This is a genomic window from Gemella haemolysans ATCC 10379 (genome assembly GCF_000173915.1).
GTDB classification, from domain to species: domain Bacteria; phylum Bacillota; class Bacilli; order Staphylococcales; family Gemellaceae; genus Gemella; species Gemella haemolysans.
In genome coordinates, this window is record NZ_ACDZ02000002.1 from 26,672 (window position 1) to 39,104 (window position 12,433).

11 protein-coding genes and 1 riboswitch are annotated in these 12,433 nt (G+C 32.1%); of the genes, 6 read left to right on the forward strand and 5 right to left on the reverse strand.

What is annotated here, in order from left to right:
• The first annotated feature begins 391 nt into the window (after nucleotides 1–391).
• The 6 genes from aldA to ribH all read left to right on the forward strand — a co-directional run bounded on the left by aldA (nucleotide 392) and on the right by ribH (nucleotide 7,543).
• On the forward strand, nucleotides 392–1,843 hold the full coding sequence (aldA, locus tag GEMHA0001_RS00200) for an aldehyde dehydrogenase (protein WP_004263059.1): 1,452 nt from the start codon (nucleotides 392–394) through the stop codon (nucleotides 1,841–1,843).
• A 645-nt stretch (nucleotides 1,844–2,488) separates the two neighbouring features.
• Complete coding sequence (locus GEMHA0001_RS00205; RefSeq protein ID WP_004263119.1) at nucleotides 2,489–3,832, forward strand: sodium-dependent transporter; 1,344 nt, start codon at nucleotides 2,489–2,491, stop codon at nucleotides 3,830–3,832.
• A 106-nt stretch (nucleotides 3,833–3,938) separates the two neighbouring features.
• A riboswitch (FMN riboswitch) is annotated at nucleotides 3,939–4,063 on the forward strand.
• A gap of 170 nt (nucleotides 4,064–4,233) precedes the next feature.
• Nucleotides 4,234–5,304: a bifunctional diaminohydroxyphosphoribosylaminopyrimidine deaminase/5-amino-6-(5-phosphoribosylamino)uracil reductase RibD gene (gene ribD / locus GEMHA0001_RS00210; RefSeq protein WP_004263088.1), complete on the forward strand. Its 1,071-nt coding sequence runs from the start codon at nucleotides 4,234–4,236 to the stop codon at nucleotides 5,302–5,304.
• Complete coding sequence (locus tag GEMHA0001_RS00215; RefSeq protein WP_004263116.1) at nucleotides 5,289–5,900, forward strand: riboflavin synthase; 612 nt, start codon at nucleotides 5,289–5,291, stop codon at nucleotides 5,898–5,900. The genes ribD and GEMHA0001_RS00215 overlap by 16 nt, the downstream gene beginning before the upstream one ends.
• Nucleotides 5,893–7,068 carry a bifunctional 3,4-dihydroxy-2-butanone-4-phosphate synthase/GTP cyclohydrolase II gene (locus GEMHA0001_RS00220; protein ID WP_040464155.1) on the forward strand — a complete coding sequence of 392 codons (1,176 nt, stop codon included), beginning with the start codon at nucleotides 5,893–5,895 and terminating at the stop codon, nucleotides 7,066–7,068. The genes GEMHA0001_RS00215 and GEMHA0001_RS00220 overlap by 8 nt, the downstream gene beginning before the upstream one ends.
• A 13-nt stretch (nucleotides 7,069–7,081) precedes the next feature.
• Nucleotides 7,082–7,543, forward strand: a complete 462-nt coding sequence (gene ribH, locus GEMHA0001_RS00225) for a 6,7-dimethyl-8-ribityllumazine synthase (protein WP_004263049.1) — start codon at nucleotides 7,082–7,084, stop codon at nucleotides 7,541–7,543.
• Nucleotides 7,544–7,599: 56 nt separating this feature from the next.
• Here ribH and guaB read toward each other — a convergent pair whose 3' ends face one another.
• The 5 genes from guaB to GEMHA0001_RS00250 form a co-directional block, all read right to left on the reverse strand.
• The gene (guaB, locus tag GEMHA0001_RS00230; RefSeq protein ID WP_004263068.1) at nucleotides 7,600–9,063 is read right to left on the reverse strand and encodes an IMP dehydrogenase; all 1,464 of its coding nucleotides are present in this window, start codon (nucleotides 9,061–9,063) and stop codon (nucleotides 7,600–7,602) included.
• 17 nt (nucleotides 9,064–9,080) lie between these two features.
• On the reverse strand, nucleotides 9,081–9,671 hold the full coding sequence (locus GEMHA0001_RS00235; protein ID WP_004263076.1) for a xanthine phosphoribosyltransferase: 591 nt from the start codon (nucleotides 9,669–9,671) through the stop codon (nucleotides 9,081–9,083).
• Between the two features lie 108 nt (nucleotides 9,672–9,779).
• Nucleotides 9,780–10,655, reverse strand: coding sequence for an Hsp33 family molecular chaperone HslO (gene hslO / locus GEMHA0001_RS00240; RefSeq protein WP_004263045.1), 876 nt, complete (start codon nucleotides 10,653–10,655; stop codon nucleotides 9,780–9,782).
• Nucleotides 10,656–10,855: 200 nt separating this feature from the next.
• The gene (locus tag GEMHA0001_RS00245; RefSeq protein WP_004263094.1) at nucleotides 10,856–11,401 is read right to left on the reverse strand and encodes an LOG family protein; all 546 of its coding nucleotides are present in this window, start codon (nucleotides 11,399–11,401) and stop codon (nucleotides 10,856–10,858) included.
• Between the two features lie 115 nt (nucleotides 11,402–11,516).
• Nucleotides 11,517–12,290 (reverse strand): type III pantothenate kinase, encoded by a 774-nt coding sequence (locus GEMHA0001_RS00250; RefSeq protein ID WP_004263104.1) that lies wholly within the window; start codon nucleotides 12,288–12,290, stop codon nucleotides 11,517–11,519.
• Between the last annotated feature and the right edge of the window lie 143 nt (nucleotides 12,291–12,433).

Below are 12,433 nucleotides of genomic sequence, written 5' to 3' on the forward strand. Positions count from 1 at the left end.
AATATGGAAATAATTTTGCTTGAGAAATTTTTTCTTATTATTTACTTTAGTTACTTAATGTGTTAAATATTAAATTTAACATTAATCTGTAACAAGTACAAAAGTTTATTTTTATAAAATTAATAATCCTATTTCTTTTTATATGCGTTTTATTTGCTATATTACAGACATCTATATTTTTTTGTTTTTTTATCTTCTACATTAATTAACACTTATTTTTGAAAATATACATATACAATTTTTTTATTAAAATTATTCGAAACAATCTTTAAATATATAAATATATATAAAAAACTTAAACAAAACACTTGATTTATACTTTTTCATAATATATAATGTTAGCAAGAAATGGTAACGTTTACTTACTAAAAAGAAAAAGGAGAATTAAACTATGAGCGAAGTTAAAGTTTTAAAAAATTTTATCAATGGAGAATTTGAAAATATTTCAAATTATGATTACCTTGACGTGCTAAATCCATCAAATGAAGAAGTAATAGCAAAAGTACCTTCTTCTACTAGGGAAGATGTAGACCGTGCAATTGATATCGCAGAAGTTGCACAGCGTGACTGGGAAAAATTACCAGCAGTTGAAAGAGGCGCATACTTAAGAAAAATTGCAGAGCGTATTCGTGAACGTGAACCTGAAATTACTCAAACTATTGTTAACGAAGGTGGTAAAACTTTTGATTTAGCAAAAGTAGAAGTACTATTCACTGCTGATTACTTAGATTATATGGCTGAATGGGCGAGAAGATATGAAGGGGAAATTATTCAAAGTGATAGAAAAGATGAACATATCTTCCTATTCAAACGCCCTCACGGAGTAACTACTGGTATCTTACCTTGGAACTTCCCATTCTTCTTAACCGCTAGAAAAGCCGCACCAGCTTTACTTACAGGGAATACAATCGTTATTAAACCTAGTCAATTAACACCAATTAATGCTGACATTTTTTGTCAAATTTGTATAGAGGTTGGTCTACCTAAAGGAATACTTAATATAGTTCACGGATTAGGTGCTACAGTAGGTAATAGATTGGCTTCTAACCCTAAAGTTGGTTTAGTAAGTTTAACAGGAAGTTTAACTGCTGGACAAGAAGTTATGAAAGCAGCTGCCGAAAACATTACCAATGTATCTTTAGAACTTGGAGGAAAAGCACCAGCTATCGTCTTTAAAGATGCAGACCTAAATCTTGCTGCTAAAGCAATTGTTGCTTCTCGTGTAATTAACTCTGGTCAAGTATGTAACTGCGCAGAAAGAGTTTATGTACACGAAGATGTTAAAGATGAATTCGAAAAATTATTATTCGCTGAGCTTGATAAAGTTAAATTCGGTGATCCAAATAAAGAAGGTGGCGTAGATTACGGTCCACTTATCGAAAAACGTGCTGTAGACGCTGTTGCTGAAAAAGTTGCTTATGCAGTAAAACAAGGTGCTACTCTATCTTACGGTGGAACTCGTGATGAAAACCAAGTTGGATTCTTCTTTGGTCCAACCGTATTAACTGATGTAACTAATGAAATGAACATCATGAAAGAAGAAACATTCGGGCCTGTAATCCCAATTGCTACATTCAAAACTTTAGAAGAAGTATTAGAATATGCTAATGATTCAGAATACGGATTAACTTCATCAGTTTATACTACTAACCTAAATACTGCTTTCAAAGCAGTTAATGGTCTAAAATTCGGTGAAACATACATCAACCGTGAAAACTTTGAAGCAATGCAAGGATTCCACGCTGGACGCCGTAAATCTGGTATCGGTGGAGCAGACGGTAAACATGGTTTAGAAGAATACTTAACTACTCAAGTTGTTTACATGCAATTAGATAATGAATAAAAATAAAAAAACAGATTCTAGATTTTCTAGAATCTGTTTTTTAAATACTTTAATAAACTTGACTTCTCTTAATTATGGTTATAAGTTCCTCTAAAATTTATTACTATTACCAAAAATACCTTCTTCATTTTCACATTATATTCATTACTACATCTGAACAATATCAACTTCTTCCAAAACAATCTTTGATTTCAACAATAAAATTATTACCACAACTAATTAATAAGTGAGTATAATAGTCAATTATTTTTTAGACGTTTAAAATATAGTTTTCAATATATACATAGATTTCCATCACTTTTCATTCTCAAATTCATAATTTTTTCAAAAAAATAATTGACAATTTTTCAGATAAATGTTAAGATTTTAACAACAATTATAAAAAGGAGCTACTCACTAATGAAAAACACTATTTTAACTAGTAAAAGAGAATACTTTTTTGTGCCATTTTAGCAGCACTTATATCTCATAGCATTGTAGATATAAGTGCAACGATGTCTACAATGGCTAGTTAAGTTTGTTTTTTGGCCATTGGTAAAAATACTAAATGGTCTTGAGTATCATATTATTTATGTTTTAAAAGCTATTTAGTATTTTCTAAATAGCTTTTACTTATTTTTTAAATTAGATTTAGGAGGAAAACTTATGTCAGACAATTCAAAATGGAGTTCGAAAATAGGATTCATACTTGCTTCTGCAGGTTCTGCAATAGGACTAGGTGCAGTATGGAAGTTCCCTTATATGACCGCAGCTAACGGTGGAGGTGGATTCTTATTAGTCTTTCTTATTTTCACATTATTAATCGGGTTACCACTTCTGCTTGCGGAATTCGTGCTTGGTCGCGGCGCTGGTGTTTCAGCGATTAGAACTTTCGGTAAATTAGGAAAAAATAAAAAATACAATGTTATTGGTTACATTGGTGGATTTGCCCTATTCATCTTACTATCATTCTATAGTGTTATCGGTGGATGGATTTTAGTATATCTTGGTATTTCAATCGCAGATGCACTTGGTGCCCACTCTACTTCAGATCATGCAGCACTTTTTGTTAGTATTATTTCTAACACTTGGATTGCATTAGGAGCACAAGCATTATTCATCTTATTGAATATTTATATAGTATCTCGTGGAGTTCAAAAAGGTATTGAAAAAGCATCAAAAATCATGATGCCGTTATTATTCATCATCTTCCTGGTAATTATCACAAGATCATTAACATTACCTAACGCGATGAACGGTGTTACTTATTTCTTAAAACCAGATTTCTCTAAAATCACTAGTTCTGGTATTTTATTTGCACTAGGGCAATCATTCTTCGCATTATCAATCGGGGTTACAGCTATGCTTACATATGCTTCTTATCTTGATAGAAAAACTAATCTTGTTCAATCTGGTATCTCAGTTGTATTAATGAATATTGCAGTGTCAGTAATGGCTGGTCTTGCAATCTTCCCTGCGATGAGTTCATTCGGTATGGAATCTGAAGGTGGACCAAGTCTATTATTCATAGTATTACCACAATTATTTAACAATATGGCTTTCGGTAAAATTTTCTACATCTTATTCTTAATATTATTCTTATTCGCCACTATTACTTCATCAGTAGTAATGTTAGAAATTAATGTAGGAAATATAACTAATCAGAGAAATACTAACCGTACTAAATTTAGTGTAATCATCGGAATCTTAACTTTCATCGTTGGAATTCCTTCTGCTCTATCTTACGGATCACTATCTAATACATTAATATTTGGAAAAACAATTTTTGATTTAATGGATTTCTTAGTTTCTAATATTCTAATGCCACTTGGCTGTCTTGCATTATCAATATTCACAGGATATGTACTTGATAAAAAAGTAGCTCTGGAGCAATTACACATCGATGAAAATAAAAAATCAAGCTTGTTATTATTCAAAGTATGGTTATTTTTACTAAGATATGTACTTCCAATTATTATACTTATCGTTTGTTTAGCACAATTCTTATAATAAATTAAACAAAACTATCACATCATATATTTTATATTTTGTGATAGTTTTTATTTTTTATTATTGACAACCGTTTTCATTAGTGTTAATATTAAGTCAGAATTAAATATTTCTTCGGGGTCGGGTGAAAGTCCCAATCGGCGGTGACTAGTTTACTAGAAGTCCGTGAGCGCAAGCTGATCTGGTGAAATTCCAGAACCGACAGTATAGTCTGGATGGGAGAAGAAATTAATAGTATTAAGATAAAATACCTTATACTTATTGAGAATATTTTTATAGCCTATAGTGAATCTAAAAGCACTAAGGTCTATTAATAGAATATAAAACTAACCATCAATCCCGATTAAATTTGACATTCAAATGTAATTGGGATTTTTATTATTTAGAAAGGAGTTGATAATGTGCATGAATATTTTATGAAGCTTGCTCTACTTGAAGCCAAGCGTGGTACTAAGTATACACATACTAATCCCATAGTAGGAGCAATTATAGTAAAAGATGATGAAATTATCGCAAGAGGTTCACATCTTCGTTACGGATGTGAGCACGCTGAAAAAAATGCAATTTCTACATGCGAAACTCCTGAAAAATTATTTAATTCAACGCTTTACGTTACTTTAGAACCTTGTAATCATAAAGGTAAACAACCACCTTGTACAGATACTATAGTAGAAATGGGTATCTCTAAGGTAGTTGTTGCTCAATTAGATCCTAATCCTCTCGTTAGCGGAAAAGGTATCAAATATTTGCAAGACAATGGTATAGAAGTAATAACTGGTGTTCTTGAAAAAGAGGCTTATAATTTAAACTATGCTTATAATCTATTTCATAGTGAGAAAAGACCTTATGTAGTCTTAAAGCAAGCCACTAGTCTTGATGGAAAACTAGCCTTCACTAACAAAAGAACTCAAATTACCGGTAAAGACGTTTATGATTTTGTTAGAAATGAAAGAGATAATTATCAAGCAATTTTAGTAGGTGCTAGAACTGTTTTAACAGACAATCCGAAGTTAACTGGAGCTAACACTTCATTATTCCCACCAAAAAGAATTGTCCTAGATGCTGACGGAGATATCTTTGAACATAATAATCTGAATTTATTTAACAACAGTTTATCTGAAGTTATAGTTTTTACAAAACAAAAATGTAAAAACTTACCTTCACACGTTACTATAATTACACCTAAAGAATTCAGTATAAAAGAAATTTTATCTGAAGTTGCTAAACTCGGTATTCAATCGGTTTATGTTGAAGGTGGACCTAACATTCATGATCAATTTTTAGCTAGTGGTTATTGGGATGAAGTCATAACCTATATCTCCCCTATTCTTTTAGGAGGGAACAATACCTCATCATTCACTAGCAATAGGATAACAAATGAAAAAATACAACTTCACGATACTAAGATTACCAAGCTTGGCGAAGATATACGTGTCTCAGGAAGGAGAGTTTCTCAATGTTTACAGGATTAATAAAAGAACAAGGAAAAATAGTAAAAATTATTAAATCTAGTCATAGTATAAAACTGACTATTCAAGCGAGTAAGAATTTACTAGAAACATACAAAATTGGTGATAGTATGGCGGTAAACGGTGTATGTCTAACATGTGTTCAAAAAAGTTCATCACAGTTCACTGTAGATATTATGCCAGAAACTTATAAAAGAACCACATTCAAAGATTTAAAAATAAATGATGCTGTCAACTTAGAACCTGCAATGGGGCATTCAGACAGATTCGAAGGTCATATAGTTTCTGGACACAGTGATGGTTTAGCACAGTTAGCAGCAAGGCAAAAAGATGAAAATGCCATTCTACTTACTTTTTCATACCCTAGCAAATTCCAAGGTGAAATAATTAACCAAGGATCTATTACAATTAATGGAATAAGTTTAACAGTGGTAACTTGTGATAACAACAAATTTACGGTGTCGCTAATTCCGCATACTGCTAAGCATACAAATTTAGAAAAATTAAAAATTGGTGACAGTGTAAATATAGAAACAGATATATTAGCAAAATACATTAAAGCTCAATTAAAACTATTTGGAGGAAAGTTTAATGATTAATAACGTAAGAAAAGCAATAGAAGATTTAAAAGCTGGAAAATTAATCGTTCTTATCGATGATGATGACAGAGAGGCTGAAGGAGATTTAGTAGGCCTAGCAGAACTTGTTACTGGCGAAACTGTTAATTTTATGGCAAAACATGGTCGTGGTTTAATTTGCGCCCCAGTTTCAACTGAAATCGCAAAAAGATTAAATCTACACTCTATGTTAGATAAAAATACAGATCCACACCAGACTGCATTTACAGTGAGCGTTGACCATAAAACATCAACTACGGGAATCTCAGCTTTTGAAAGAGCAACAACTATAAAAGAATTAGCAAACCCAAATTCTAGACCTGAAGATTTCAATAGACCTGGACATATGTTCCCACTTATCGGTCGCGATGGTGGAATTAAAGTTCGTCGCGGTCACACGGAAGCAAGCATAGATCTAGCTAAATTAGCTAATAGTGCAGAAGCTACTTACATCTGTGAAATTATGAATGAAGACGGCACTATGGCTAGAAGAGATGACTTGTATGAATTCGCTAAAAAATGGGATTTAACGGTTGTTGATTTAGATGAGCTGACACGTTTTTTGTCATTTGAAGATAGCGTTAAAGTAAAATTACCTACAGAATTTGGGGATTTTGATTTACAGCTATTCGAAGATGAATTTAATAAAGAACACTTAATCATCAGTAAAGGTGATTTAACTTCTGAAGAACCATTATTAATACGAGTTCACTCAGAGTGTTTAACTGGAGATGTCTTCACTTCTCATAGATGTGACTGCGGTGAACAACTACACGCAGCACTTCAAAAAATTTCCGACTTAGGTCGTGGTGCAGTTCTTTATCTACGTCAGGAAGGACGAGGAATAGGATTAAGAAATAAACTTCTTGCATATCAACTGCAAGAACAAGGCGTTGATACTTACGAAGCTAATGTACAGTTAGGTTTCGCTCCTGATGAAAGGGACTATACTATCGCCGTAGATATGCTTGATTACTTAGGAATTAAATCGGTAAAACTTCTAACTAATAATCCTGACAAAGTAGAACAGCTAACTTCTTTAGGAATAAATATCGTGGATAGAGTTCCAATAAATATAAAACCCCATAAAGAAAACAAAAATTATTTACAAACAAAAAAAATAAAATTTAATCACTTTTTAGACATTTAAGGAGAATATTATTATGACAACATTTGAAGGAAAATTTATAGGTAAAGATATTAAAGTAGCAATCGTAGTAGCTCGTTTTAACGAATTTATTACGTCTAAATTATTAGGTGGAGCTAAGGATACCCTAATTAGAAATGAAGTAAAAGAAGAAAATATCGATGTTTACTGGGTTCCAGGAGCATTTGAAATTCCATTTATCACAAAAAAATTAGTAGCTACAAATAAATATGATGGTGTTATTACATTAGGAAGTGTTATTCGTGGAAGTACTAGTCACTATGATCTAGTTTGTAATGAAGTTGCAAAAGGTGTTGGTCACATTAGTCTTAATAGTGATATTCCTGTTATGTTCGGAGTTATAACTACTGAAGATATCGATCAAGCTATCGAAAGAGCTGGATCGAAAGCAGGAAACAAAGGTAGCGATTGTGCCCAAGGTCTTCTTGAAATGATAGATTTGACTAAACAAATTTAGTAAATAAAGGTAGGAACTTAAAATTAAAGTTCCTACCTTCTTTGTTATTCATATTATTATTTAGAGTAGTTTGGACTTTCTTTTGTGATTTGAACATCGTGTGGGTGAGATTCGATTAATCCTGCACCTGTCATACGAACAAATTGTGAGTTTTCACGAAGTGCACGTAAATCACGTGAACCAGTGTAACCCATACCTGCACGTAATCCTCCGATGATTTGGTAAATTGTTTCAGAAACAGCACCTTTATAAGGTGTACGTCCTTCAATTCCTTCTGGAACTAACTTTTTACCATCTTCTTGGAAGTAACGGTCTTTAGATCCTTTTTCCATTGCAGAAATTGATCCCATTCCACGGTACGTTTTAAATGTTCTACCTTGGAAGATTTCTAATTCACCTGGTGACTCTTCACAACCAGCAAGCATAGATCCTAACATTACGGCATGTCCTCCAGCTGCGATAGCTTTTACTACGTCACCAGTATATTTAATTCCACCATCAGCGATGATTGTTTTTCCTAATTCACGAGCTACTGTCGCACAGTCGTAAATAGCAGTTACTTGTGGCACCCCTACCCCTGCAACTACACGCGTAGTACAGATTGATCCAGGTCCAATACCAACTTTAACAACATCTGCTCCTGCTTCAAATAAATCACGAGCAGCTTCTCCAGTTGCTACATTACCTGCAATGATATCTAAATTAGGATAGTTAGTTCTTAGTGTTTTAACAGCATCTAATACTCCTTTAGAGTGTCCGTGAGCTGTATCAACTACAATAGCATCTACACCAGCAGCTACTAAAGCATCTACACGTTCAACTGTATCGTTTGTAATTCCAACAGATCCAGCTACTAATAAACGTCCTTTAGCATCTTTTGCTGAGTTAGGGTATTTAGCTAATTTCTCAATATCTTTAATTGTAATTAATCCTGTTAATTTTCCTTCTTCATCAGTTAAGATTAATTTCTCAATTTTATGGCTACGTAAAATTCCACTAGCTTCTTCTAAAGTAGTTTTTTCTGGAGCAGTAATAAGGTGCTCTTTAGTCATTACTTCACTAATTTTAATATCGAAATCAGTTAAGAATCTCATATCACGGTTAGTAATAATTCCTACTACTTTCATATCTTTTTCATTGTTAACAATAGGTACACCTGAAATTCTGTATTGTTGCATTAACTCTTCTGCTTCATATACTAAGCTGTCTGGTGTAAGGAAGAAAGGATCAGTTATTACTCCACTTTCCGAACGTTTAACTTTTCTTACTTGCTCAGCTTGTTCTTCAATACTCATATTTTTGTGAATAACCCCTAGACCACCTTCACGTGCCATTGCAATCGCCATTTTGTGTTCTGTTACTGTATCCATTGCAGCAGAAATAACAGGTACTGATAATTTGATTTTCTCCGTTAGACTAACTTTTAAATCAACCTTCTTAGGTAAGATATCACTTTTTGCTGGTACTAAAAGTACATCATCAAATGTTAAACCTTCTTTTTGAAATTTATTTTCCCACATTTTATTAAAATCCTTTCTTATTTTTCATCATCAGATATATTAAATTTAACTTCATTATTCTCAAGAGAAGCAATTCTACATAAAGAACAAACATTTACATTTCTCTCATCTAATAATTTTCTACCATCTTGGAAACTTTTTTCTACTAAAATACCTACACCTACTGTTTTGGCACCAGCTTTTTCTACTATTTCCATAAGACCAAGAGTAGCTTGCCCATTAGCAAGGAAATCATCGACTATAAGAACTTTATCATCTTTATTAATGAATTTCTCAGAAACTACTATAGTATTAGTTATATTTTTAGTATAGCTGTGAACTTCTGCAGTATACACATCATTATTTTTCAAAGTAGATGGCTTACTCTTTTTAGCAAATACCATCGGCACTTTAAATAAATTCGCAACCATAATCGCTGGTGCAATACCACTTGCCTCAATTGTCAAAATCTTTGTTATCTTCTCTTTTTTAAAATACTCGTAAAAAGATTCTGCCATTTTCATCATTAAACCAGCATCGATTTGATGGTTTAAAAATGAATCAACTTTAAGGACATTATTATCATAAACTTTACCATCGGTAATAACCATTTCTCTTAGTAATTCCATAACTCCTCCTATATAAACTTTGAGTAATTTTATTTATGATACCAAACTTTCATTGAAAATTCAAGAGCCTAATGAAATGTTATTCATTAAGGCTCTTTATTCATAATATTATTTTAAATTGTCTAATAAGTCAGTTATTTCTTTTTGAGAGAAATGATATTTTTCTTTACAAAATGCACAAACTAATTCTGTTGTCTCTTGTTTTGCAATATCTTCTAATTCTTCTTTCCCTAATGTTACCAAAGCATCAGCATAGCGTTCTTTAGAACATGTACATTTGAACTCAACATCGTTCTTATTTAAGATACGGTAGTTTTCTTCTCCACCAAAGATAATATTTGCAATTTCTTCTGGAGTTTTTCCTTCATGAATAAGCGTAGAAATAGGCTTAATATTACTAATTGCTTTTTCAATCTTAGTTATAGTATCACTAGTAGCATTCGGAAGTACTTGTAGAATAAATCCACCTGCAGCTATAACAGAATTATCAGTTTCTACTAATACTCCTAAAGATACTGCAGAAGGTACTTGTTCACTAGCAGCAAAGTAGTATGTGAAGTCTTCAGCGATTTCTCCTGATACTATCGGTGATGTAGTAGTATATTTTTCATTTAATCCTAAATCACGTACTACAGTGATATTTCCACCACCTACTACTCCTTTTACATCAAGTTTCCCTTGTGCATTACTTGGAATATGAACTTGCATATTTTTCGCGTATGCTGTAGTTTCTCCAAGTTCATTTGACGAAGCGTATATAGTTCCTACAGGTCCATCTCCACGCACAGCTACATCAATTCTATCTCCACTCTTAAGCATCGCTCCCATCATAGTAGTAACTGTAGCAGTACGTCCTACTGCTGCAATCGCCGTTGGATACGCATCGTGTCTTTGTCTAATTTCTTCTACTAAATCTGTAGTTTTTGTCACAAAAAATCTAATTTCATCATTAAAGGCTAATCCTCTAATTAAATAATCTTTCATTAAAATTTATTCCTTTCAAATTCTTATACTTCTATAAATTTCTTACGATTTTCTATTATACATTTAATTTCTATTATTGTCTATATATTTACGGGAGTAACTCAAAAATCGTGATTTTTTAAGAAACAAGACTTTATTGAGTCACTTTTTTAAAATTCAGGACTTTTTGGTAAACCTCGTTAACTTAACAACATCTTCTCTTATTTATTATTATAATTTCTAATAAACTCATGCATTTCAGCTACATTATCAGTAAATAATGTCCTTTGTCTATCTTCTTTAGTTAAAAACCCTTCTTCAACCATCTTATCAAAATATTGTTCTAGAAAATCATAGTATCCATCAATATTCATAAAAATACATGGTGCATCTTTTTTACCTACTCGAACCCATGAAATCACCTGTGATATTTCTTCTAATGTTCCAGGACCTCCTGGCAAAGCAACAAATACATCACCTAAGTCAACAAGCTTTTCCTTTCTTATAGACATGTCATCAACAATAATAAATTCAGTAATACCAGTATGACTAATCTCTCTGTCTACTAAAAATTGAGGCATTATACCAATAACTTCACTACTATTTTCCAAGACAGTATCAGCTATAACACCCATTAATCCAACTTTACCACCACCATAAACTAATGTGTGATTATTATTAGCAATCCACTTACCAAGTTCTTTAGCATTTTCTTTATATGCTTCATTTCTACCATTATTAGCTCCACAAAAAACAGTAATTTTCATTATTACTAGCCTCCTTTTAAATATCTAATGAGTTATCTTTATTTATTTCATGTAAAAGATTTACCTCTCTGTCTAGAGTGGTAAATCTTCAATTCTTTTCTATTCACTAATAATATTATTTCTCTTTATTCATTTTATATAATTCAATAATACCTTTTAGCGTTAATTCTTCATCAACTACGTCAACTACATCACTATATTTGGCTATAAATTTAGATAGACCACCTGTTAATACTACTTTATAATCTTTACCTAAATCTTGTTTCAGATGCTTGATAATATTTTCAAATTGACCCAAGAAACCATAGAATAATCCCGCTTGCATCTGACTAGTTGTATCTAATCCTAAAGAAGTATTTACAGCTTCAAATTCTACTCTTGGTAACTTAGCAGCTCTTGAATACAGAGCTTCTGCACTAATATTCATACCTGGACAGATAATTCCTCCACGATAATTCATATCTTCATCTACACAGTCAAATGTAGTAGCCGTCCCAAAATCCACAACAATAGCAGGTAAATAAGAACTAACTTTCGCACCAACGATATCAACAACACGATCCGCTCCAAGTTTACTACTATAAGGTTCCGGAACTTTTATTCCAGTATTAATTTCCGCCGAAACTACAACTGGTTCTTTTTCAAAATATTTTTTACTCAGTAGTTCTAGAGCAAACATCATCTTTGGAACAACACTTGAAATAACTACCCCATCAAAATCTTCAAACTTTATTCCTTTATCAATGAAGAAATTTCGAATAATAACATAAAGTTCATCTTCAGTTTTAGTATTGTCTGTGGCAATGCGCCAAGAATGAAGCATCTTATAATCACTTCCAAATACTCCAAGTACAATATTCGTATTTCCAACATCTAATGCAAAAATCATTTACAATCTCCTATGATTAACTTATTTTAACAATGATTATATTATACCACAATTATTCTAATGCAAATAGTAAAATACAAATATAATTAGAATTAGCAAATTAAACTACTCGTAAAACTAAAAAATTGTTGACTAAAACATTA